At 70.8% G+C, this 20,759-nt stretch carries 25 protein-coding genes and 2 tRNA genes; 9 read left to right on the top strand and 18 right to left on the bottom strand.

What is annotated here, in order from left to right:
- Positions 1–4 precede the first annotated feature (4 nt).
- The 3 genes from ACTMTJ_RS06600 to leuC form a co-directional block, all read right to left on the bottom strand.
- The gene (locus ACTMTJ_RS06600; RefSeq protein WP_441215208.1) at positions 5–499 is read right to left on the bottom strand and encodes an HU family DNA-binding protein; all 495 of its coding nucleotides are present in this window, start codon (positions 497–499) and stop codon (positions 5–7) included.
- A gap of 177 nt (positions 500–676) precedes the next feature.
- Entirely contained in the window at positions 677–1,264 is a 588-nt protein-coding gene (gene leuD / locus ACTMTJ_RS06595; RefSeq protein ID WP_441215207.1) for a 3-isopropylmalate dehydratase small subunit, read from the bottom strand.
- Positions 1,265–1,279: 15 nt separating this feature from the next.
- Positions 1,280–2,728, bottom strand: a complete 1,449-nt coding sequence (leuC, locus tag ACTMTJ_RS06590) for a 3-isopropylmalate dehydratase large subunit (protein WP_441215206.1) — start codon at positions 2,726–2,728, stop codon at positions 1,280–1,282.
- A 49-nt stretch (positions 2,729–2,777) separates the two neighbouring features.
- On the opposite strand from leuC, the gene ACTMTJ_RS06585 reads away from it, so the two are divergent.
- From ACTMTJ_RS06585 to ACTMTJ_RS06575, 3 genes are all read left to right on the top strand, one after another.
- A complete protein-coding gene (locus ACTMTJ_RS06585; protein ID WP_173056033.1) occupies positions 2,778–3,464 on the top strand; it encodes an IclR family transcriptional regulator in 687 nt (228 codons plus the stop codon).
- Positions 3,465–3,614: 150 nt separating this feature from the next.
- Positions 3,615–4,214, top strand: coding sequence for a MarR family transcriptional regulator (locus tag ACTMTJ_RS06580; RefSeq protein WP_441215205.1), 600 nt, complete (start codon positions 3,615–3,617; stop codon positions 4,212–4,214).
- Positions 4,211–4,675, top strand: a complete 465-nt coding sequence (locus tag ACTMTJ_RS06575; protein WP_441215204.1) for a hypothetical protein — start codon at positions 4,211–4,213, stop codon at positions 4,673–4,675. The genes ACTMTJ_RS06580 and ACTMTJ_RS06575 overlap by 4 nt, the downstream gene beginning before the upstream one ends.
- Positions 4,676–4,743: 68 nt before the next feature.
- Here ACTMTJ_RS06575 and ACTMTJ_RS06570 read toward each other — a convergent pair.
- The 3 genes from ACTMTJ_RS06570 to ACTMTJ_RS06560 all read right to left on the bottom strand — a co-directional run bounded on the left by ACTMTJ_RS06570 (position 4,744) and on the right by ACTMTJ_RS06560 (position 5,833).
- Positions 4,744–4,816: transfer RNA gene (locus tag ACTMTJ_RS06570), tRNA-Glu, on the bottom strand.
- A gap of 88 nt (positions 4,817–4,904) precedes the next feature.
- Positions 4,905–4,976 (bottom strand) — tRNA-Gln (locus tag ACTMTJ_RS06565).
- A gap of 80 nt (positions 4,977–5,056) precedes the next feature.
- Positions 5,057–5,833 carry a fumarylacetoacetate hydrolase family protein gene (locus tag ACTMTJ_RS06560; RefSeq protein WP_441215203.1) on the bottom strand — a complete coding sequence of 259 codons (777 nt, stop codon included), beginning with the start codon at positions 5,831–5,833 and terminating at the stop codon, positions 5,057–5,059.
- A 23-nt stretch (positions 5,834–5,856) separates the two neighbouring features.
- Here ACTMTJ_RS06560 and ACTMTJ_RS06555 point away from each other — a divergent pair, with 23 nt between their 5' ends.
- The gene (locus tag ACTMTJ_RS06555; RefSeq protein WP_441215202.1) at positions 5,857–6,696 is read left to right on the top strand and encodes a 3-methyladenine DNA glycosylase; all 840 of its coding nucleotides are present in this window, start codon (positions 5,857–5,859) and stop codon (positions 6,694–6,696) included.
- On the opposite strand, the gene arfB is transcribed toward ACTMTJ_RS06555, so the two are convergent.
- Positions 6,659–7,090: an alternative ribosome rescue aminoacyl-tRNA hydrolase ArfB gene (gene arfB, locus ACTMTJ_RS06550; RefSeq protein WP_441215201.1), complete on the bottom strand. Its 432-nt coding sequence runs from the start codon at positions 7,088–7,090 to the stop codon at positions 6,659–6,661. The genes ACTMTJ_RS06555 and arfB overlap by 38 nt on opposite strands.
- 413 nt (positions 7,091–7,503) lie before the next feature.
- On the bottom strand, positions 7,504–8,169 hold the full coding sequence (locus ACTMTJ_RS06545; protein ID WP_441215200.1) for a hypothetical protein: 666 nt from the start codon (positions 8,167–8,169) through the stop codon (positions 7,504–7,506).
- Between the two features lie 119 nt (positions 8,170–8,288).
- Here ACTMTJ_RS06545 and ACTMTJ_RS06540 point away from each other — a divergent pair, with 119 nt between their 5' ends.
- Together ACTMTJ_RS06540 and ACTMTJ_RS06535 are read left to right on the top strand one after the other, a co-directional pair.
- Positions 8,289–9,293, top strand: coding sequence for a pectate lyase family protein (locus tag ACTMTJ_RS06540; RefSeq protein WP_441215199.1), 1,005 nt, complete (start codon positions 8,289–8,291; stop codon positions 9,291–9,293).
- 10 nt (positions 9,294–9,303) lie between these two features.
- The gene (locus tag ACTMTJ_RS06535; protein WP_441215198.1) at positions 9,304–10,839 is read left to right on the top strand and encodes a pectate lyase family protein; all 1,536 of its coding nucleotides are present in this window, start codon (positions 9,304–9,306) and stop codon (positions 10,837–10,839) included.
- Here the strand turns inward: ACTMTJ_RS06535 and ACTMTJ_RS06530 are convergent.
- The 7 genes from ACTMTJ_RS06530 to ACTMTJ_RS06500 all read right to left on the bottom strand — a co-directional run bounded on the left by ACTMTJ_RS06530 (position 10,832) and on the right by ACTMTJ_RS06500 (position 16,780).
- Positions 10,832–12,016 (bottom strand): sensor histidine kinase, encoded by a 1,185-nt coding sequence (locus tag ACTMTJ_RS06530; protein WP_441215197.1) that lies wholly within the window; start codon positions 12,014–12,016, stop codon positions 10,832–10,834. The genes ACTMTJ_RS06535 and ACTMTJ_RS06530 overlap by 8 nt on opposite strands.
- Positions 12,016–12,693: a response regulator transcription factor gene (locus ACTMTJ_RS06525; RefSeq protein ID WP_441215196.1), complete on the bottom strand. Its 678-nt coding sequence runs from the start codon at positions 12,691–12,693 to the stop codon at positions 12,016–12,018. The genes ACTMTJ_RS06530 and ACTMTJ_RS06525 overlap by 1 nt, the downstream gene beginning before the upstream one ends.
- Before the next feature lie 9 nt (positions 12,694–12,702).
- On the bottom strand, positions 12,703–13,587 hold the full coding sequence (locus ACTMTJ_RS06520; RefSeq protein WP_441215415.1) for a S1C family serine protease: 885 nt from the start codon (positions 13,585–13,587) through the stop codon (positions 12,703–12,705).
- Positions 13,587–14,546, bottom strand: coding sequence for a VWA domain-containing protein (locus ACTMTJ_RS06515; RefSeq protein WP_441215195.1), 960 nt, complete (start codon positions 14,544–14,546; stop codon positions 13,587–13,589). Before ACTMTJ_RS06515 ends, ACTMTJ_RS06520 begins: the two co-directional genes overlap by 1 nt.
- Before the next feature lie 61 nt (positions 14,547–14,607).
- Entirely contained in the window at positions 14,608–15,579 is a 972-nt protein-coding gene (locus ACTMTJ_RS06510) for a DUF58 domain-containing protein (RefSeq protein ID WP_441215194.1), read from the bottom strand.
- A complete protein-coding gene (locus ACTMTJ_RS06505) occupies positions 15,576–16,586 on the bottom strand; it encodes an AAA family ATPase (protein ID WP_441215193.1) in 1,011 nt (336 codons plus the stop codon). Before ACTMTJ_RS06505 ends, ACTMTJ_RS06510 begins: the two co-directional genes overlap by 4 nt.
- Positions 16,583–16,780: a hypothetical protein gene (locus ACTMTJ_RS06500; protein ID WP_441215192.1), complete on the bottom strand. Its 198-nt coding sequence runs from the start codon at positions 16,778–16,780 to the stop codon at positions 16,583–16,585. The genes ACTMTJ_RS06505 and ACTMTJ_RS06500 overlap by 4 nt, the downstream gene beginning before the upstream one ends.
- 185 nt (positions 16,781–16,965) lie before the next feature.
- Here ACTMTJ_RS06500 and ACTMTJ_RS06495 point away from each other — a divergent pair, with 185 nt between their 5' ends.
- The 3 genes from ACTMTJ_RS06495 to ACTMTJ_RS06485 all read left to right on the top strand — a co-directional run bounded on the left by ACTMTJ_RS06495 (position 16,966) and on the right by ACTMTJ_RS06485 (position 18,658).
- Entirely contained in the window at positions 16,966–17,592 is a 627-nt protein-coding gene (locus ACTMTJ_RS06495) for an MBL fold metallo-hydrolase (protein ID WP_441215191.1), read from the top strand.
- A 124-nt stretch (positions 17,593–17,716) separates the two neighbouring features.
- A complete protein-coding gene (locus tag ACTMTJ_RS06490; protein ID WP_441215190.1) occupies positions 17,717–17,953 on the top strand; it encodes a hypothetical protein in 237 nt (78 codons plus the stop codon).
- 12 nt (positions 17,954–17,965) lie between these two features.
- Positions 17,966–18,658 (top strand): HAD family hydrolase, encoded by a 693-nt coding sequence (locus ACTMTJ_RS06485; RefSeq protein ID WP_441215189.1) that lies wholly within the window; start codon positions 17,966–17,968, stop codon positions 18,656–18,658.
- A 269-nt stretch (positions 18,659–18,927) separates the two neighbouring features.
- Here the strand turns inward: ACTMTJ_RS06485 and ACTMTJ_RS06480 are convergent, their stop codons facing one another.
- The 3 genes from ACTMTJ_RS06480 to ACTMTJ_RS06470 are packed head-to-tail and all read right to left on the bottom strand — an operon-like array spanning position 18,928 to position 20,717.
- Positions 18,928–19,335, bottom strand: a complete 408-nt coding sequence (locus ACTMTJ_RS06480; protein WP_441215188.1) for a TIGR03668 family PPOX class F420-dependent oxidoreductase — start codon at positions 19,333–19,335, stop codon at positions 18,928–18,930.
- Positions 19,332–20,186 carry an LLM class flavin-dependent oxidoreductase gene (locus ACTMTJ_RS06475; RefSeq protein ID WP_441215187.1) on the bottom strand — a complete coding sequence of 285 codons (855 nt, stop codon included), beginning with the start codon at positions 20,184–20,186 and terminating at the stop codon, positions 19,332–19,334. Before ACTMTJ_RS06475 ends, ACTMTJ_RS06480 begins: the two co-directional genes overlap by 4 nt.
- A 6-nt stretch (positions 20,187–20,192) precedes the next feature.
- Positions 20,193–20,717 carry a TrmH family RNA methyltransferase gene (locus ACTMTJ_RS06470; protein WP_441215186.1) on the bottom strand — a complete coding sequence of 175 codons (525 nt, stop codon included), beginning with the start codon at positions 20,715–20,717 and terminating at the stop codon, positions 20,193–20,195.
- Positions 20,718–20,759 lie beyond the last annotated feature (42 nt).

Below are 20,759 nucleotides of genomic sequence, written 5' to 3'. Positions count from 1 at the left end.
TTGCTTAGCGCGCCTTGCGGGCCGGCGCCTTCTTGGCGGGGGCCTTCTTGGCCGCCGCGCTCGTGCGGGCGGTGGTGCTCTTGGTCGCGGCCTTCTTGGCGGGGGCGGCCTTCTTGGTCGCCGTAGCCTTGGCGGGGGCCGCGGCCTTCTTGGTGGCCGTGGTGGCCTTGGCGGTGGCGGCCTTCGTGGCGGTGGTCTTCTTGGCGGCGGCCACCTTCGGCACCCGGCCGCTGGCAACCATCTCCTTGAAGCCGGCGCCGGCGCGGAAGGCCGGGACCGAGGTCTTCTTCACCTTCACCGCTTCGCCGGTGCGCGGGTTGCGTGCTGTTCGCGCGCCACGGACCCGCTTCTCGAAGACGCCGAAACCGGTGATCGCCACCCGGTCGCCCTTTGTGACAGCCTGCTGGACTTCTGCCAGCACCGCGTCGAGCGCCGCCGTCGCCGCCTTCTTGTCCCCCAAGCGGGCGGCGAGCGCCTCGATGAGCTCGGCCTTGTTCACGTTTTCCCTCCCGTACTTAACTTCGGACTCAACTCGAGCCCATTCTGCGCGCACGGTATGCCCTTTGCCCAGTCTGAGCAAACATCCACGCGAAAAAAGCCGTTGTGTCGTAACGGATTCGCCCCTGTCGGATGATCCGACAGGGGCGAAAACGGCCAGGTGCGGGCTACCGCGTGGCTATGAAACCGCTGGCAGGAAGGGCAGTCGACGCTCTTCGTAGGCCGTGATGGCGTCCTCGTGGCGCAGCGTCAGTCCAATGTCGTCCAACCCCTCCATCAGCCGCCAGCGGCTGAAATCGTCGAGGGGAAAGGACCAGATGCTGTCGCCGGCCCGTACCTGCCGCGCCATCAGGTCTATCGTGACCTGCGCGGTCGGGTCACTCTCGACGAGATCCCACAGCGCTTCCACAGCCTTGAGTTCGAGCTCGACGGGCAGCAGCCCCTGCTTCAAGGCGTTGCCCCGGAAGATGTCCCCGAAGCGCGGCGAGACCACCGCGCGGAAACCGTAGTCGAGCAACGCCCACACGGCGTGCTCGCGCGACGACCCAGTGCCGAACTCGGTGCCGGCCACCAGGATCGAGGCACCTGCGTAGGCCGGGTTGTTGAGCACGAAGGCCGGATCCTCACGCCAGGCGCTGAACAGCCCGTCCTCGAAGCCCGTGCGGGTCACGCGCTTGAGGTACACGGCGGGGATGATCTGGTCGGTATCCACGTTGGACCGGCGCAGCGGGAGGGCGGTGCCGGTGTGCACGGTGAACTTCTCCATGAATGAACTCACGCCCTAGTTCAGGTCGGCGGGCGCGGCGAGGCGGCCCACGACGGCGGTTGCGGCGGCGACCGGGGGTGAGACGAGGTGGGTACGCCCACCGCGGCCCTGCCGGCCCTCGAAGTTGCGGTTGGAGGTGGACGCCGAGCGCTCACCGGGCTTGAGCGTGTCCGGGTTCATGCCGAGGCACATGGAGCAGCCGGCGAACCGCCACTCCGCGCCCGCTTCCGTGAACACCTTGTCCAGCCCTTCGTGCTCGGCCGCCTCGCGCACCGCCGCGGAACCGGGCACCACGAGCATGCGCACGCCGTCGGCGACCTTGTGGCCGCGCAGCACGTCGGCCGCGGCACGCAGGTCTTCCAGCCGGCCGTTGGTGCACGAGCCGACGAAGACCACGTCCACCGGGATGTCGCGCAGGCGCGTGCCCGGCTCCAACGCCATGTACTCCAAGGCGCGGCGGGCGGCCGAACGCTCGACCTCCTCGACGAACTCCTCCGGGTCCGGCACGGCGCCGTCGAGCGCGACGCCCTGCCCCGGGTTGGTGCCCCACGTGACGAACGGGTTGATCTGCGCGGCGTCCAGCACCACCTCGGTGTCGAACGTGGCGCCCTCGTCGGTCGCGAGGCTCTGCCAGTGCGCGACGGCCGCGTCCCACGCCTCGCCCCGCGGCGCGTTGGGGCGCCCCTTCAGGTAGGCGAAGGTGGTCTCGTCCGGCGCGATCATCCCGGCCTTGGCGCCCCACTCGATCGACATGTTGCAAATCGTCATGCGGCCTTCCATGGAAAGCGCGCGGATGGCTTCGCCGCGGTACTCCACCACGTGGCCGCGCCCGCCGCCGGTGCCGACCTTGGCGATCAGCGCCAGCACCAGATCCTTGGCCGTGACACCAGGCCCGAGCGCGCCCTCGACCGTCACCGCCATCGTCTTGGGACGCGCCTGCGGCAGCGTCTGCGTGGCGAGCACGTGCTCGACCTCACTCGTGCCGATGCCGAACGCCAGCGCGCCGAACGCGCCGTGCGTCGCGGTGTGCGAGTCGCCACACACGATCGTGAGACCGGGCTGGGTAAGGCCGAGCTGCGGGCCGATCACGTGCACGATGCCCTGCTGCGCGTCGCCCAGCGGGTGCAGCTTGACGCCGAACTCGGCGCAGTTGCGGCGCAGCGTCTCGATCTGCGTGCGCGACGTGGGGTCGGCGATGGTCAGCAGGTCGCCGCGGCGGCTGTTGAACGACGGATCCGCGTACCCGGTCGGGGTGTTGTGGTCTTCCGTCGCGAGCGTGAGATCCGTGCGCCGGACGGGCCGCCCGGCCATCCGCAGGCCGTCGAACGCCTGCGGGCTGGTCACTTCGTGAAGCAAGTGAAGGTCGATGAACAGCAGATCCGGCTCACCCGCGGCGGATCGCACCACGTGGGCGTCCCACACCTTCTCGGCGAGGGTCCTTGGTTTCTGCGTGTCTCCCACCATCTGGACATCCTAAATTCTGGGAGGTATGTTTCGGCTTGTGGGACACAGTATGAGCGGTGTCGGCGTTCTCGACAAGGCGGTGGTCATCCTCGCGGCCTGTGTCGACGGCGCCAGCCTGGCCGAACTCGTCGAGCGCACCAAGCTGCCGCGGGCCACCGCGCACCGGCTGGCGCAGGCGCTGGAAATCCACCGGATGCTGGTGCGCGACACCCAGGGCCGGTGGCGTCCGGGCCCACGCCTGGGCGAGCTCGCCAACGCCGCGCCGGACGTGCTGCTGACCGCCGCCGAGCCCCTCCTCGCCGCGCTGCGCGACGCCACCGGCGAGAGCGCACAGCTTTACCTGCGCCGTGCCGACGAGCGCATCTGCGTGGGCGCGGCCGAGCGCGCCAGCGGCCTGCGCGACACCGTGCCGGTGGGCGCCGTGCTCCCGATGACGGCCGGCTCCGCGGCACAGGTCCTGCTCGCCTGGGAGCCGCCCGAGGCCGTGATGCCGCTGCTGCCCCGCTGCAAGTTCACCGGCCGCACGCTCGCCGAGGTGCGGCGGCGCGGGTGGGCGCAGAGCGTCGCCGAGCGCGAGGCCGGCGTGGCAAGCGTTTCCGCCCCGATCCGCGACCGCACCGGCCGGGTCATCGCCGCGATCAGCGTCTCCGGCCCGATCGAGCGCCTCGGCCGCCGCCCAGGCGACCGCCACGCGATGGCGGTGGTCCGCGCCGGCCAGCGCCTGAGCGGCCTGTAGAAAGGCATCCGCGGTCGCTCCGGCCCGGATCCCCGCCACCACAAGGGATTTGAGCTACCGCGACGTCCGCCGTGGTCCAGACCGCTGCTCCCGCGGCCTCACCCATCCGCTGTTGTCACCGACAAACACTTGCACATCCTGCAAGCTACAATGCAGGATGTGCAAGCACGGTCGCAGCTGCTGCCCATCCTGCGCTCGCCGCTCGTCGGGGAGTTGCTGGCCTGGGTCTATCTTCACCCTGACGACGCGTGCTCCGTGACCGACCTGGCCAGGCGGTTCGCGATATCGCAGTCGACCGTGAGCCGCGAAGCTGACCGCCTCGTGTCGGCCGGCCTCATCCGGGAAGTGCGCCGCGGCAACCTGAGACTCCTCCAGGCAAACCTTGACAGCCCTCTCACCGGGCCGCTGACGGAGCTGCTGACCCTGACGTACGGGCCCGCGTCGGTGCTCGGCGACCTCCTCCAGCATGTCGATGGCATCACCGAGGCGTACATCTACGGCTCCTGGGCCGCGCGTTACACCGGAGAGCCCGGCCCACTCCCCCGCGACATCGACGTGCTCGTCGTGGGCACCGCGGACGAGGACGACCTCTTCGACGCCGCACGCAAGGCCGAGCAGCGATTGGGACGCGAGGTCAACGTCCATCGCGTCAGTGCCAAGGCATGGCGTAACTCGCCCCGTGACCCTTTCCTCACGGCAGTACGATCGCGCCCGCGCTTCTCCATCGACCTGGCAGGAGACCAACCGTGAGGTGGCAGCAGGGCCGCGAGGCACTCGACGGCATGATCGCTCGTCGAGAGCTGGAGCGGATACCAGCCAGCCGGGACCACGCCGATCTCCTCCTGGCTCAGGCGCGCCGGCACCTGGACTCCAGCCAGATCATCGGTCAAACCGACCCGGCGGGCGCTTACCAGCTGCTGTACGACGCCGCCCGCAAGGCCCTCGCCGCCGTGCTGGAAAACCAAGGACTTCGGGCGACGAGCCGAGGCGGCCACATCGCGGTGCGGGAGGCCGTCACGGCGCAGCTCGACCCGCCGTTGGGAAGCATCTTCCGTCCGTTCGACCGGCTGCGCCGCCGGCGAAACCAGGCCGAGTATCCGTCCGCCGAGGGACCCGGGTTCACCGCCGACGAGGTCGCTCGCGACCTGCCCAAGGTGCGCGAGATCGTGGCGGCCGTCGACAAGGTGCTCGACCAGATGAGCCCATACTGAGCCTCGTCCAGACGCCTTTCGTGCAAAACGAAACAGGTCCGCACCCGAAGATGCGGACCGCTGCACTGTAGCCCCGATGGGATTCGAACCCACGCTACCGCCTTGAGAGGGCGGCGTCCTAGGCCGCTAGACGACGGGGCCAAGACCTTCTTTGCTCCGCTGCCCTTCCGGACAACGGTGCTGAACTCTACCAGAGGACCAGCACCGGCGCCTTCGCGGACATCGGCTGCTGGGGTACCAGGACTCGAACCTAGACTAACTGAACCAGAATCAGTTGGGCTGCCAATTACCCCATACCCCATCGGCGCCTGCCCATCGGACGGCACCGAGGGGGAACTCTACCCGACCGCACCGCCGCCGCCCAAATCGACCCGCACGGGCTCAGTCGAGGGCCACGACCGGGTTGGCCAGGTCACCGATCCCCTCGACGCGGACCACCACGGTGTCGCCGGCCGTGATGGGGCTCACGCCGGCTGGCGTGCCGGTCAGGATCACGTCGCCGGGCAGGAGCGTCATGACGTGCGACACGTACGAGACGAGCGTGGGCACGTCGAAGATCAGGTCCTTGGTGCGGCCGAGCTGGCGGACCTCCTCGTTGACCTCGCAGCGCACCTCGAGGTCGCTCACGTCGAGGCCGGTGCTGATCCACGGGCCCAGTGGGCAGAACGAGTCGAAGCCCTTCGCGCGGGTGAACTGCACGTCGGCCTTCTGGAGGTCGCGGGCGGTGACGTCGTTCGCGCAGGTGTACCCGAAGATGGCGCGCTCGGCGGCCGCGCGGTCGGCCCGCCGTGCGCCCGGCGGGCCGATGACCACCGCCAGCTCGGCCTCGTGCTCGACCTGCTTGGACTGGGCCGGGAGCCGGATCGCGTCGCGCGGGCCGATCACCGCGGTGGAGGGCTTGAGGAAGAGCAACGGCTCCTTCGGCACCTCGTTGCCCAACTCGGCGGCGTGCTCGGCATAGTTTCGCCCCACGCACACCACCTTGCTCGGCAGGATCGGCGAGAGCAGCCGCACGTCGGCGAGCGCCCAGCGCTGGCTGGTGAACGAGATCTGCCCGAACGGGTGGCCGTCGATCTCGGCGACCGTCAGCCCGTCCGGGTCGCCCTCCACGACGCCGAACGACATCCCGCCGGCATGAACGAAACGAGCGATACGCACAACCGCCAACCTACCCTGGACGGATGCCGGTCCTGGACGCCACCGAGTGGCACGCGCGCCGCGCCGCCCACGAGGCGCGCGTCGACGCGTGGCTGGCCCCGCACCTGGCCCGCCGGCAGGCCGGCGAAAAGCATCCGGTCGAAGACTTCCTCTTCACGTACTACTCGTTTCGCCCCGCCCAGCTGCGCCGCTGGCACCCCGGCGCCGGCGTGATCCTGGCGGGCGGCGAGCCGGACAAGGACTACGTCGAGACCGCCGGCGGGGTGATGCTCGACCCGACGATCGCGAAACGCAAGTCGACCGAGTGGATCGCCACGCTGCTCCGAAACACGGCCGGTAGACCGGCCCAGTTCGGGTGCTTCGGCATGCACGAGTGGGCGATGGTCTACCGCGCCGAGGGCGTGCGCCACGAGCAGGTGCCGCTGCGCCTCTCGCCCGCCGAGACGGCGCGCGTGGTGGACGCCAACAGAGTGCGGTGCAGCCATTTCGACGCGTTCCGCTTCTTCACGCCGGCCGCCCGCCCGCTCAACCGGCTCCAGCCGACCCGCGAGGGCCAGCACGACAACGAGCAGCCGGGCTGCCTGCACGCCAACATGGACCTCTACAAGTGGGCGTACAAGCTGTCACCGCTCGTCGAGAGCGAGCTGGTCGCGGACGCCTTCGCGCTGGCTCGCGACATCCGGGCGCTGGACATGCGGGCCAGCCCCTACGACCTGGCCCACCTCGGCTACGAGCCGGTCCGGGTGGAGACGGCCGAGGGCCGGCACGAGTACGCGCGGGCGCAGCGCGCCTTCGCCGAGCGGGCCGCCCCGCTGCGCGCCCGCCTCATTGCTGCCCTCGATCGAGTCGCCGGCCCTTCTTGAGCTCGGAGCGGCGGCGCTTTTCGTCCAGGCGCCGCTGCTTGGCCGCACGGCTCGGCTTGGTCTGCCGGCGCGGCGGCGGTGGCGGCGCGATCGCCGCGCGCAGCAGCGCGACCAGCCGCTCCCGCGCGGCCTCCCGGTTGGCCAGCTGCGCCCGGTATTCGCTCGCCGCGATCGTGAGCACCCCGTCGACGAGCCGCCCGGCCAACCGGGCCACCGCGCGGGCGCGCAGGTCGGGCGGGATCGTGGGCGAGCCGGCCACGTCGAACGAGAGCTCCACCCGGCTGTCGGCCGTGTTGACGCCCTGCCCGCCCGGGCCCGAGGAGCGGGAGAAGCGCTCGCGGAGCTCGCCGCCCGGGATCAGCAGCCGATCGGTCACACGCAGGTCGTCAGGCACAGGCTCAGAGGCCTTTCGGATGCGGGGGTTGGGCGCCGGTCGTGATGGTTTCCACGCTGATTTTCCCACGTCGGCGTCAGTTGTAGACCGTATGCTCCCGCGGGCACCGCTCCGGTCGGTGTTTCGGCATCGCTGGCGCTCGCCGAAACCCCGACGCTCCGCTGCCGGGTCCGCGTTCCAAGGACACAGGTGGAGACCTCCGCGGCCCGCTGCGGCTGGCTATCTCAGCTGACCGACCCTGGGGTGTCCACTCCAGGGGAGCAGAGCAAACGCGCCTCGCGCACACCCACCTGGCCGGCCCGCGAGGGTCGGCGGGGTCGGCGCGACCAACAGCGGACGGGTGAGGCCGCGGGAGCGACGGTCTAGGCCACGACGGACATCGCGGTAGCTCACGTCTTTGTCTGGAATCTTGGCTAGTTGAGCGCGTTCACCGCTCGCGCGATGACCAGGACCACGATGAGGAACGACGTGCACGCCTGCACGGTCATCGCGAGCTTGGCCCAGCGGGCGAGCGGCATCGTGTCCGTCGGGCTGAACGCGGTGGAGTTGGTGAACGCCAGGTAGAAGTAGTCGACGTAGAGCGGGCGCCACTCGTTGTGGGTGAGCTCCGGCGTGGTCATCTGCGGGAAGAGGAACTCCGGGGTGATCTTCCGGGCGTTGGCGCGGGCGGCGGGTCCACCGCGGTCGGTGAGCCAGTACCAGACCGAGAAGACGATCACGTTGGTGAGCCAGATGACGGCGCCGCTGAGCAGCACGTTGCCAGGATCCTCGTGCTGGCCGCGGACCAGCACCAGCACCAGGCGGCCGGTGGACCAGAGCAGGGCGACCGTCGCCACGCACACCAGCGCGATGCCCAGCATCCGCAGCGCGGTCGACTCGCGGTCGAGCCGGAACGGGTTGACGACAAGCACGCCGAGCAGCAGGGCGACCTCGACGGCGGGCAGCAGCCACTTCGGGTCGAATGCCAGCTCCTGCGGGGTGAGAAACTGGAGCACGATGGCGAACGCGATCGCCAGCGCGACCGGCCCGCGGTGTTCCACCTGGTGGGGCCGCTTCCAGGCCGGGGGCTGATCACTCACGCGTCCATTGTGTACGCGATGACCGATTGACAACCCTGGTACGGCTTCCTATCGTGATTGGAAAGCGCTTTCCAGGTCCGAGGGTCTGCCACCTCTCCCCACGAAAGGCAGACCTCCGCATGCTCCGACCGACCCTCGCCGCCGTGCTCGTCGCGGCCGGCCTCACCGCCGTCGCGCCGCCGGCGCCCGCACAAGCGGCCGACAGCGCCCCGATCGGCTTCGCGGCCGTCAACGCGCTCGGTCAGAACGGCACCACCGGCGGCGCCGGTGGGCCTACCGTCACGGCCACCACCACGGCGCAGTTCCTCGACTACATCGCCCGGCCCGGCCCGTACGTCATCCAGGTCACCGGCACCATCACGCTGCCCACCGGCAGCAGCGACGGCATGCACAACGTGACCTCGGACAAGACCATCCTCGGCGTCGGCGCGAACGCCCGGCTCGTGGGCGGTGGCCTCAACATCGGCGTGCCGGTCGACGACGACGTGACGACCCCGCCGGCGAACGCCGTGCACAACGTGATCATCCGCAACATCGCGCTGACCGGCGCGACGGACGACCTCATCAACGTGCAGATGTTCAGCCACCACGTGTGGATCGACCACAACGACCTGTCGAACGGCGACGACGGCGCGGTGGACATCAAGCGCGGCTCGGACTACGTCACGGTCTCCTGGAACCGCTTCCACGACCACGACAAGACATCGCTGGTGGGGCACGACGACGACAACGCCGCGCAGGACGTCGGCCGGCTCCGTGTCACCTACCACCACAACTTCTTCGACGGCTCGGACCAGCGCAACCCGCGTGTGCGCTTCTCCCCGCTGGTGCACGTCTACAACAACTACTACGACGACCCGAGCTACGGCATCGCGTCGACAATGGACTCCGGGCTGTGGGTCGAGGGCAACTACTTCTACAGCGTCAACAACCCGGCACGGGTGGACTTCAGCGGTGACCTCGGCCGCCTTGTGCAGCGCGACAACATCCTCGTCGCCTGCAACCACGCCATCGAGGTACGCGGCTCCGTGCCCGATCCGCGCACCTACTACCCGTACACGGCGGATCCCGCCTCCAGCGTCCCCACGACCGTCCCGGCCGGCGCCGGCGTCGGAAAGATCTGAGGTGCCCGCCATGAAGCGCATTCCTGTCGTCCTGGCCGCGGCCTCCCTCCTCGCCGCGGCGATCGTCACCGCCGGCGGTGGTGGCGCGCAGGCGGCCACACTCTTCAGCGACAACTTCGAAGACGGCAACAGCAGCGGCTGGACCACGAGCGGCGGCACCTGGGCAGTCGCCGCTGACGGGTCGCAGGTGCTGCGCCAGTCCGGCACGAGCAGCGACGCCCGTGCCCGTGCCGGACAGGCGACCTGGACCGACTACACGGTCACCGCGAAGCTGAAGCCGACCGCGTTCAGCGGCAGCAACCGCTTCGCCGCCCTGCTCGCCCGGGCGCAGTCGGCCACCAGCTACTACTACGTGGCGCTGCGCTCCAACAACACCGTCGAGCTCAAGAAGCTCGTCAACGGCGCCGCCACCACGCTCGCCTCCACGTCGCTCACCGTGTCGGCCGGCACCACGTACACGGTGAGCCTCCAGGTGGCCGGCACGACCCTGCGCTCCACTGTGAACGGCGGCGCGGCGCTGACCGCCACGGACGGCACGTTCACGGCCGGCGGGGTCGGGGTCGCCACCTTCTACACGGCGGCCAACTTCGACGACCTCTCGGTGGAAACGGCGGCGGCACCGACGACCCCGCCGCCGACGACCAGCAGCCCGCCACCGGTCCCCACCGACGGGCCGATCGGGTTCGCCTCGCTGAACGCGCTGGGGCAGAACGGCGTCACCGGCGGTGCCGGCGGGCGCACGGTCACCGCGACGAACGCGACCGACTTCCTGGAGTACATCGACAGCACCGAGACGCTGACGATCCGGGTCTCCGGCCAGATCAACATCACGAGCAAGCAGGGCGTGCGCCCGAACAAGACGATCATCGGCGTCGGCACCTCGGGCCACATCAACGGCGGCGGGCTCGACTTCTACCGCTCGTACAACGTGATCGTGCGGAACCTCCGCTTCACCAACGCCGAGGACGACGCGGTCAACGTCGGTCAGGAGTCGCACCACATCTGGATCGACCACAACTCCTTCTCCGGCGCGGTCGACGGCTCGATCGACATCGTGCGCGGCGCGGACTACGTGACCGTGTCGTGGAACCACTTCGACCACGCCGACAAGAGCATGCTGATCAGCCACTCGGACGGGGCGGCCTCCACCGACATCGGGCACCTGAAGGTGACCATCCACCACAACTTCTTCGACAACAGCCGGCAGCGGCACCCGCGCATCCGCTTCGGCGAGCCGGTGCACGTGTTCAACAACTACTTCCTGAACAACGAGCTCTACGGCGTCGCCTCGGTGCAGCAGGCCGGCGCGGTGGTGGAGAACAACTACTTCGAGAACGTGCCCTTCCCGTGCTTCTCCGCGAGCGGGTACGCGGACAGCGGGCCGGGCCGGCTGGTGCACCGGGGCAACACGTTCGTCAACTCGGGCACGTGCGAGGCGGCCGGATCCGTCGTGGAGCCGCGCACCTACTACGCGTACACGATGGACAGTGCGGCGAGCGTGCCCGCCACGGTCCGGGCCGGTGCGGGGTACGGCAAAGTCAGCTGATCGGTGACACCGACGGCGCCGGAGTGTCGTCGGTGCGGTCGCGGGCCGGCAGCCACAGCACGAACGTGCTGCCGGCCCCCAGCGTGGAGAAGACCGACACGTGACCGCCGTGCGACTCGGTGATCTGCCGCACGATGGCGAGGCCGAGGCCGGTGCGGCGGTCGCGGGACGGATGGGCGCCGCGCCAGAAGCGGTCGAAGACGCGGGGCTGGTCGTCGTCGGAGATGCCCGGCCCCTCGTCGGCGATCGCGAGCCACAGCCACCCGCCCTCCTGCCCGGTCGCCACGGCCACGACGCCGCCCTCGGGCGACAGGCGGACGGCGTTCGACAGCAGGTTTCCCGCGGCCCGGCGCAGCGCGTCGTGGTCGCCGATGAGCATCAGGTCACCGCGTACGTCGTACCGGATCCGGACGCTGCGATCGGCCGCGATGGCGGCGAAGTCCTCCCCCGCCTCGCGCGCGACCGCGCCGAGGTCGACGTCGGTGTCGGCGAGCGCGACCGCGTTGCGCCGCGCGGTGGCCAGCAGGTCCTCGACGAGCCGGGACATGCGCGTGGTGGCCCGGTCGATGACCGCGACCGCCCGGTCCTTCTCCGGCTCGGTGGCGTCCGGCGCGTCCATCAGCGAGGCGTCGAGGTTGGCCCGGATCACCGCGAGCGGGCTGCGCAGCTCGTGCGAGGCGTCGTCGATCAGCTGCCGCTGCGCGCGGAACGCCTCGTCGAGCCGGTCGAGCATCGAGTCGATCGTGTCGCCCAGGTCGCGCAGCTCGTCGCGCGGGCCGCTGAGCCGGATCCGGCGGGACAGGTCGGTCGCCTGGATCTCCCGCGCGGTACGGGCGATCGCGCCCACCGGCCGCAGCGCCCGCCCGGAGAGCACCCACCCGATGCCGAGGCTGGCGACGAAGAGGCCGCCGAGCGCGATCAGCGAGTAGTTGCGCATGGTCTGGAGCGTGCTGTAGTTGACCGCCGACTCGATCTCGTCCACCTCGGCGACGGTCATCGTCCCGGTGAACTGGGTGCCCCGGTAGGTCTTGGCCTCGTACGACTTCGTGATCGGCTTGGGGTCGGTGGTGCGCTCCACCGCCACGTACGTCACCGCGAGCCCCGCCCCGGCGAGGGCGAAGAGCAGCGTCGAGTAGAGCACGGTGAGCCGGAAGCGGATCGTGCGGACGAAGCGCATCACGCCTCCTTCAGCCGGTAGCCGCGGCCCACCACCGTGTCGATGGCGTCGCCGCCGAGCTTGCGCCGCAGCGTACCCACGGTCACCCGCACGGTCTGCGTGAACGGGTCGGCGTTTTCGTCCCACACGTGCTCGAGCAGCTCCTCCGCCGACACCACGTGCCCGGGGCGGGTCATGAGGTACTCCAGCACCCCGAACTCCTTCGGCGTCAGGTGCAGCGCGTCGCCCCCCACGGTCGCCTCGTGGCGGGCCACGTCGAGGCGGATGCCGGCCACCTCCAGTACCGAGGTGCCGCCGCCGGTGTCCCGGCGCAGGAGCGCCCGCACCCGGGCCAGCAGCTCGGCGAGCGCGAACGGCTTCACGAGGTAGTCGTCGGCGCCCTCGTCGAGTCCGCGCACCCGGTCGTGCAGCGCGCCGCGCGCGGTCAGCATCAGCACCCGCAGGTCCGCGCCGCCCTCCACGGGCACCTCGCCGCGCCGGATCGCGTGGCACACGTCGAACCCGTCGCCGTCGGGCAGGTTGATGTCGAGCAGCATCAGGTCGTACGCGTTGACGGCCAAGCGGTCGTACGCCTGCGCCGCGTCGCCGGCCACGTCTACCGCGTAGCCGGCACGGACCAAGCCGAGGCGGACGGCCTCGGCCAGGTCTTCTTCGTCTTCCACCACGAGGAGGCGCATGGCTGAACGCTATCCGCCGCCGCTGATGATTCGCTCAGCCGCCTGCTGGGCCTGCTCGATCGGGATGGCGAAGCCGATACCGATGTTGCCGCTGCCCTCCAGCGTGGCGATCGCGGTGTTCACGCCGACCACCTCGCCGCGCGCGTTGACCAGCGGGCCACCGGAGTTGCCCGGGTTGATCGACGCGTCGGTCTGTATCGCGTTGCGCCGGGCGCCCGAGTCGCCGAGGCGCACCTGCCGGTCGAGCGCGCTCACGATCCCCGCGGTGACCGTGCCGGACAGTCCGAGGGGCGAGCCGACGGCAAGCACCGGCTCGCCCACCCGGGTCGTGCCGGGCTGCGCCAGCGCGAGAGGGCGCAGCCCGGACGACGGATCCACCCGCAGCACGGCGATGTCGCTGCCCGGGTCGCGGCCGACCACCTCGGCCGGCAGCCGCCGCCCGTCCTGGCCGACCACGCTCACCGAGCCGCCGCCCCGCACCACGTGGTTGTTGGTGATGATGTGGCCCTGGTCGTCCACCGCGAAACCTGAGCCGCCCGAGTTTCCCACCCGGACCTGCACCACGCCCTGAAGCGCGGTCGCGGCCGCGGCGACGAGGTCGCTCGGCACGCCACCCGCCGCCGGCGGCGGGGCGGCGGTGGCCGGCTCCGGCGTGCTCGGGGCTGGCGCGGCGTCGTCGTCCGCCACCACGCCGCCGGCGATCGCGCCGGACGTCGCGGAGACCGCCACCACCGCGAGGCCCACGAGCAGCAGGCGCGGCCATCGTGAGGGGTCACGCTTGCCCACCTCCCCCGCCACGCCGCCGGGCCGGGGCGCACCCCACGGGTCGAGCTCGGGAGAGATGAAGCCCGGCCCCCTGGGCTCTCCGAGTCCTGTGTGCACAGTTTCCTCCATCATGGAATGCGCGAGAACCAGAACATCGACGCGGCCGCCGCGCCCAGCGCGAGCACCAACCCGATGCCGATGAACCGGGCCGAGACGTCCTGCCGCTCGGTGGTGTACCCGACCGAACTGCCGATGTCCTCGTACACCGCGCGCAGCTCGTCGGAGCTGCCGGCCTGGTGGTAGGTGCCGCCGGTCTGCCGCGCCACCGCGTCGAGCGTCTCGCCGTCGACCGGCACGCTCATCCGCCGGCCCGCGCCCTCGATGGCACCCGACTCCGTGCCGAACGCGATCGTGTCCACCGGCACGCCCGCCGCCGTGGCCGCCGCGGACGCCTCGTCGGGGTCGCGGCCGGCCGTGTTGGCACCGTCGGAGAGCACGACCACGCGGGCCGGCGGCGTCTCCTCGGCGGCCTCCGCGTCGAGCGACTGGATCGAGCCCAGCGCCGCGTAGATCGCCTCACCGATCGCCGTGCCCTGCTCGCCCGCGCTCCCCTCTTCGAGCCGCTCGATGCCGTTGTACATGGCCTCCCGGTCGGTCACCGGCGCCACGAACACCGAGGCGTTGCCGGCGAAGCCGACCAGCCCGACGTTGAACTCCTCGGGCAGCCCCTGGACGAAGTCGCGGGCCGCCGACTTGGCCGACGTCAACCGGTCCGGCGCCACGTCGGTGGCCATCATGGACAGTGACACGTCCACCGCCACGATGACCGTGGCCCGCTCGCGCGGCACCCGCACCTCGTCGCTGGGCCGGGCGAACCCGACCACGAGCAGCGCCAGCATCGACAGGAACAGGGTCGCCGCCACGTGCCGCCGCCAGCCGGGGCGCTTGGGCGCGACCCGGTCGAGCAGCCGCAGGTTGGTGAAGCGCACCGCGTACCGGCTGCGGCGGCGTTGGAGCACCAGGTACAGCACGGCTATGGCTGCTACGCCGACGAGCAGCCAGAGCCGCACCGGGCTTTCGAAACTCACCGTGCTCTCCTTGTTCGCTCGCTCGCCGTCGTCGTGGACCGGCGCCGCATGCCACGCTCTCTCACGCTGTCCCCCTCTTCGGTGTTGCCGCCATCGCGAGGCGACGCTGGGCGTACACGTGCCGCACGATGTCGGCCACCCAGTCCCGGTCCGTCCGAAGTGGAAGGTGGGCCGCACCGGACCGCCGCAGCGCCCGCCGCACGGTCTCCCGTTGGACGGCCGCCGCCGCGGCGTACCGCTCGCGCAGCTTGCGGCTGCTCGTCGACACCTCACGCCGCTGCCCGCTCTCCGGGTCGACAAGCGTGATGAGTCCGACGTCGGGCAGCTCCAGCTCGCGCGGGTCGGCCACTTCGACGGCCAGCACCTGGTGCCGCACCGCCACGCGGCGCAGCTCCTCCTCCCAAGCCGGTCGGGCCTCTGGGTCATCGGTATCCGGTAGGCCATCCAGGAAATCGGAGATCACGACCACCAGGCCCCGCCGCGGCGCCGACCGCCGCAGGCCCGCGATCGCGTCCGCCAGGGCGGGTGGCTGCGCGCCTTCAGCCTCACGGGGAACGGCGAGCAGCGTGCGCAGCAGGCCGAGCAGGTGGGTCCGCCCGGTACGGGCCGGGAAGCGCCGCACCGCCTCGGCGCCGAGCACGTGCGCGCCGAGCCGGTTGCCTGAGCCGGCGGTCAGGAAGCCGACCGCGGCGGTCGCCGCCACGGCCAGCTCCCGCTTCTCGATCTCCGCCGTGCCGAAGTCCATGCTCGGCGTGGCGTCCGCGAGCAGCCAGGTGGTCAGCTCGCGGTCCGCGTCCACCTCGCGGACGTGCGGCACGTTCGTCCGCGCCGTGACCGCCCAGTCCATGCGGCGCACCTCGTCCTCGCCCGGCCGGTACTCCCGGCTGCCGGCCAGCTCACTGCCCGCTCCGGGGAGCAGGCCGAGGTACTGGCCGTGCAGCAGCCCGTCGAGCCGCCGGGTGATGGTGAGCTCCAGCCGCCGCAGCCGCCGTTCCGGCGCCAGCTCGTGGATGGACGCGTATCCCTCGTTCACGCTGCGGCCTTTTCGGCTTGATGAGGTGCGATCTGCGGCGGTGGCACCGCCTCGACGAGCCGGCGCACCACGGACTCCGCGCTCACGCCGTCGGCGACCGCGTCGAACGACAGCACGAGCCGGTGCGACAGCACGTCGACCGCGAGGTCGGTGATGTCGGCCGGGAGCACGTAGTCGCGCCCCCGCAGCAGCGCCAGCGCCCGCGCGGCGGCCACCAGTCCGAGCGTGGCCCGCGGGCTCGCGCCGTACGCCAGCCGCGCCTTCACGTCCCCCGCACCGAAGCGCTCCGGCTGCCGCGTGGAGACCACGAGGCGAACGACGTACTCGGCGAGCGCGTGGTGCACGAACACGCCCCGCGCCTGCTCCTGGAGCGCCCGGAGTCGCACCGGATCGAGCACGGTGCGCGGTTCGGGCCGCGTCGTGCCCATCCGGTAGAGGATGCCCAGCTCCTCCTCGTCGGTCGGGTAGTCCACCACGACCTTCATGAGGAACCGGTCCCGCTGCGCCTCCGGCAGCTGGTAGACGCCCTCGGACTCGATCGGGTTCTGGGTCGCCAGGACCAGGAACGGATCGGGCACCGGGTGCGACTTCCCGCCGATGGACACCTGCCGCTCGGCCATGGCCTCCAGCAGCGCCGACTGCACCTTGGCCGGTGCCCGGTTGATCTCGTCGGCGAGTACCAGGTTGGCCATGACCGGCCCGAGCTCGACGTCGAAGGTCTCCTTGGACGACCGGTAGATCCTGGTACCGACGATGTCCGACGGCACCAGGTCCGGCGTGAACTGGATCCGGCTGAAGCTGCCGCCCACCGCCGTCGCCAGCGTCTGGGCCGCGAGCGTCTTGGCCACGCCGGGCACGCCCTCCAGCAGGCAGTGCCCATCCGCCAGCAGCGCGGTGAGCAGCCGCTCGACGAGCCGATCCTGGCCGACGATCACCCGCTTGACCTCGAACAACGCCTGTTCGAGCTGCACGTGCGCCGGCGTGACCTCAAGTACGGTTTCCGTCACAGGTTCTCCTGGGCCGGCGCGTTACCGCCGTTCTTCTCGGGGCAGTCGACAGCCGACCCGCCCTCCTCCACGATCTTGACGGTCGTGCCCGTGCCGCTTCCGGTGTCGTCCGCGGCGTACGCCACACCCCCGGCCACCCCGACCGCGGCGACCGCACCGGCGAAGCTCAGGCCCACGATTGTCTTGATCCGCATTGATCTCGTTCCCTCCGTAGAACCAGCACTGCCGTACGGGCGCCCGCGTTCCGTCAGCTGGGGGGCAGCACCACGGGCGCCCGCATACGCCCATGTCACCAGGTGGAACCGAAAGACAGCCGAAGACGAGTCAGCCGGTGCTCAGGAAACCGACAGCGTCACCCGGGCCGGACTAGGCTCGGATCATGCGTCTGACCAAGTACACGCACGCCTGCGTACGCCTACAGGACGGTGACCGCCAGCTCGTCATCGATCCGGGCATCTGGAGCGAGGGCGCCGCGCTCGAAGGCGTCTCGCACGTGCTCATCACCCACGAGCACGCCGACCACGTCGACGTCGACAAGCTCGCCGCGGCCCAGCTCGCCAACGCCGACCTCAAGGTGTACGCCCACGCCGACGTCGCGCGGCAGCTCGAAAAGCTGGGCGACGCCGTAGTCACGGTGGCGAGCGGCGACGAGTTCGACGCGGGCGGCTTCCAGGTGCGCGTCGTGGGCGGCGCGCACGCCGAGATCTACGACGGCCTGCCGGGCTGCGCCAACATCGGCTTCGTCGTCGACGGCGTCTACCACCCGGGCGACTCGCTCTTCGTGCCGGACGTGCCCGTGACCACACTGCTCGTGCCGACCAGCGCGCCGTGGCTCAAGCTGGCCGAGGGCATCGACTTCGTGCGCGCGGTCGGCCCGGCACGCGCACACTCCATCCACGACGCGATGCTCAGCGACAAGGGCGAGCAGATCCTCGACCGCTGGCACGCCATGAAGGGCAACACCGAGTACTCACGCATCCCGGTCGGCGAAACCGTCAAAATCTAAAGAGCTTCCCGGGCTACCGCGACGTCCGCGGTGGTCCATACCGTTGCTCCCGCGGCCTCACCGGTCCGCTGTTGGTTGCGGTTACCCCTCTTTCGCCGCTGACGGGAGCGCTCCGCCCATCGGGATGGGGAGGCGCCATCCCGACGACGCGCAGGCACCGACCGAGCGACTGCGGCAACTCGGCATCCACTCCGGACGAGCCCGCTCCACCGCCCTGTTCGCCCTCTCGACCGAGCTGCCCGCCGCGCTGTTGGCCCGCATGCTCGGCATCCACATCGCGGTCGCCGTCGCTTGGCAACGCGCCAGCGCGGGCGACTGGACCACGTACGCCGCCGAAATCAGCCGCCGGAACAACACCTGATTCGGAGTATCGATGCCACACCAACCCACCGGCCCAGATCAACGCGATCTTGTCGACGTCCCAGCCGGGATTCGGCTGGTCGCCTTCGACCTCGATGGCACCCTCACACGCGGACAAACGTGCTTGGAGGCCATCGCCGACACGTTCGGTTTTGCCGCTCAAACGTCCGTCTGGGAACAGGCGCGCACCGAACAGGAGCTCATCGCGGCGCGCCTTGGTATGTGGGAATACCTCCAGCATCTCAGTACCGAGGACATGGACGCGGTGCTCGCCGACATCCCGCTGGCGCCCGGCGCGATCGAGGGCATCACCGCGCTGCGCACGGCCGGCATCGGCACGATCATCGTGTCCCTCGCACACGCCCCGAACGTCGCCTACTTCGCCAGCCGCCTCGGCGTCGACGCACACTTCGGCACCGAACTCGACGGCAGCGACGGAATCCGCCACGTCTTCCCGGCAACCAAACCCACCCTGCTCGCCGAGTACGCCAACGCCCTCAACGTTTCCCCCGAGCAGATCGCGGCCGTGGGCGACACCCCAAACGACGTGCCGATGCTTCGTACGGCCCGAATCTCGATCTACGTCGGCACCACACTGCCCGACGACTTCACACCGACCTGGCATCTCCCCGCAGCGCCCATCGACGAGATCGCCCGCGTCATCCTCAACCCCGACCAGGAAAACGCGCCACCGTCGACCCGATAGACAGGGGTATTCGGTCAGTTGGAATATCCGATGTCGCCAGAGATGCCCCACCAGCGCGGCCATGTCCAACAGTTTCCCCGGGGACCCCGCGCATACGGCCTACAACTGACACGGACCTGGGAAAAATCGTGCCTCGAATTTGACCGTGCGTTGTGGCCGGGCCCGCGAACCCTGACGCCGAAAGGTCTCTGGGGAGCACCAGTCAGAAAGGCGGCCGGCTGCCCCGTTTGTGCGAGCAGCTCGAAAGCTCTCCCGCACACCCGGCCTGGTTAGGACCAGGCGGTCCACTCGCGCCAGGCGTGTACGGCCACCTCGATGACGGGGCCGTGCACGTCCACAGTGGCGTACTGGGGATACTTCTCACGCAGGAGGGTGACCGCGCGGTCCACAGCGGACGGCGCCTCGGTGACCACGGCCAGGCCATCGGCGCGGACCCACCACAGGGCCGACCAGTCCTCGTCCCAGTGCTGTGCGAGCAGGCTGACCCGCGGGTTGGCGCGGATGTTGCGGTGGCGGCGCAACGCCGTGCCGCGCTTGGGCTTGCCGTCCACCGCGGACACGACGGTGTCACCCTCGACGGCGAAGGTCACCGGCACCACGTGCGGCGTGCCCGCGTCGTCCACTGTGGCCAGTATGGCGACGCGGGCGGCCGCGAAGCGTTGGCGGGCCTGGCTCACAGCACCGCGTCGGCGAGCCGGTCCACTTCCTCGACCGAGGGGATGGTCGGGTCGAAGACTAGCTCGGTGACGCCCACGTCAGCGAAAGCCTTTGCCGCCGCGCGGATCGCGTCCGGGGTGCGCAGCGCGCCGTTCGCGATGTTGTCGGCCCACTCGCCGAGGAAACTGTAGTACTGCCGCAGCGATGCCTTCGAGACGTCCTCGTCGCCGAGGCCGTAGTAGGCAAGCGCGGCGATCCGCGGCTCGCCCTCGCGGCCGGCGTCGTGCCACGCCTGCCGCACCTTCGCGACCATCGGGCCGATCTGGTCGGGGCTGGCGCCACCCACGGTCCAGCCCTCGCCGTAGGCCACCGTGCGCCGCACCGCCGCGTCCGAGCCGCCGCCGATGAGCACCGGGATCCGGCCGCCGGCGGCGGGCTCGGGGCCGACCGGGTGCTCGTCGCCCGTGACGCTCTCGCCGGCCCACGAGCGGTGGAGGAGGTCGAGCGTCTCGTCCATCAGCTTGCCGCGCCGCTCCAGCGGCCGGTCCATCGCCGCGTAGTCGTCCGGGCGGTTGCCGACGCCGAGGCCGAGCGTCAGGCGCCCGCCGGAGAGGGCGTCGAGGCTGGCCGTCGCCTTCGCCAGCCACACCGGTGGGTACGCCGGCGTGAGGAGGATGTCCGGGAAGAGCCGGATGCGCGACGTGGCGCCGGCGGCCACGGCGAGCACGGTCAGCGAGTCGTAAGACGGGTAGACGATCCGGTCGATCGTGGCGAGTGAGCTGAAGCCGCGCTCCTCCGCGCGGCGCGCCCACTCGACAACGTCGGGACCCTTGATGTGCAACGTGTTCGGCAGTCCGATCGCGATATCCACAAGACCTCACGCTAGCCCGGCAAGCTTGTAAAGGACCAGCGATCCGGCCACCGCCACGTTGAGGCTGGCGCCCATCCCGACCATCGGGATCTCGACCACGTCGTCGAGCAGGTCGAGCGCCTCCGGTGGGATGCCGCTCTGCTCGTGGCCGAGGACCGCGACGGTGCGACGGCGAGCGGCGGGCAGGTCGGCCAGGCGCAGCGCGTCTTCGGCCAGCTCCACGCCGAGCACGTGCGCGCCGCCGGCCCGCTGCTCGGCCAGCCAGCCGAGCGGGTTGCCGACCCAGTGCACGCAGGCCGGCCGCCGCAGGGTGTTGCCCTTGTCGAGCGCGTCCGGCACCCACCGGAACCGCGGCACGGCAATGCAGGCGCCCACCGCGTCACAGGTACGCAGGAGCGTGCCGAGGTTGACCCCGTGCAGTGGCCACAGGGGTGCGGCGACAAGATGGTCCCAACATGGGTGCTCGCGGCGGCGCCGGCTGGCGCGGAGCTCGCGGGGGGTGCGGAGCCGGATCGACCGGCCCGCGCTCATCGGCGGTGGGCGGGCGCGCCCTTCGTCTCGAGAGTCATCCCA

The organism is Phytohabitans sp. LJ34 (assembly GCF_052068095.1).
Classification (GTDB): domain Bacteria; phylum Actinomycetota; class Actinomycetes; order Mycobacteriales; family Micromonosporaceae; genus Phytohabitans.
The sequence above is the reverse complement of the archived record's forward strand: the minus strand, read 5'-3'. Positions and strand labels throughout refer to the sequence as shown.

Excerpts from the sequence above, each read along its gene's own strand:
- leuC (WP_441215206.1), bottom strand. The coding sequence starts at position 2,728 with ATGGTGGGAGACACGCAGAAACCAAGGACCCTCGCCGAGAAGGTGTGG.
- ACTMTJ_RS06520 (WP_441215415.1), bottom strand. The coding sequence starts at position 13,587 with ATGGAGGAAACTGTGCACACAGGACTCGGAGAGCCCAGGGGGCCGGGC.
- ACTMTJ_RS06490 (WP_441215190.1), top strand. The coding sequence starts at position 17,717 with ATGGGGAGGCGCCATCCCGACGACGCGCAGGCACCGACCGAGCGACTG.
- ACTMTJ_RS06535 (WP_441215198.1), top strand. The coding sequence starts at position 9,304 with ATGAAGCGCATTCCTGTCGTCCTGGCCGCGGCCTCCCTCCTCGCCGCG.
- ACTMTJ_RS06470 (WP_441215186.1), bottom strand. The coding sequence starts at position 20,717 with ATGAGCGCGGGCCGGTCGATCCGGCTCCGCACCCCCCGCGAGCTCCGC.
- ACTMTJ_RS06580 (WP_441215205.1), top strand. The coding sequence starts at position 3,615 with ATGCAGGATGTGCAAGCACGGTCGCAGCTGCTGCCCATCCTGCGCTCG.
- ACTMTJ_RS06525 (WP_441215196.1), bottom strand. The coding sequence starts at position 12,693 with ATGCGCCTCCTCGTGGTGGAAGACGAAGAAGACCTGGCCGAGGCCGTC.
- ACTMTJ_RS06500 (WP_441215192.1), bottom strand. The coding sequence starts at position 16,780 with ATGCGGATCAAGACAATCGTGGGCCTGAGCTTCGCCGGTGCGGTCGCC.
- ACTMTJ_RS06555 (WP_441215202.1), top strand. The coding sequence starts at position 5,857 with ATGCCGGTCCTGGACGCCACCGAGTGGCACGCGCGCCGCGCCGCCCAC.
- leuD (WP_441215207.1), bottom strand. The coding sequence starts at position 1,264 with ATGGAGAAGTTCACCGTGCACACCGGCACCGCCCTCCCGCTGCGCCGG.
- ACTMTJ_RS06530 (WP_441215197.1), bottom strand. The coding sequence starts at position 12,016 with ATGCGCTTCGTCCGCACGATCCGCTTCCGGCTCACCGTGCTCTACTCG.
- ACTMTJ_RS06485 (WP_441215189.1), top strand. The coding sequence starts at position 17,966 with ATGCCACACCAACCCACCGGCCCAGATCAACGCGATCTTGTCGACGTC.
- ACTMTJ_RS06495 (WP_441215191.1), top strand. The coding sequence starts at position 16,966 with ATGCGTCTGACCAAGTACACGCACGCCTGCGTACGCCTACAGGACGGT.
- ACTMTJ_RS06540 (WP_441215199.1), top strand. The coding sequence starts at position 8,289 with ATGCTCCGACCGACCCTCGCCGCCGTGCTCGTCGCGGCCGGCCTCACC.
- ACTMTJ_RS06585 (WP_173056033.1), top strand. The coding sequence starts at position 2,778 with ATGAGCGGTGTCGGCGTTCTCGACAAGGCGGTGGTCATCCTCGCGGCC.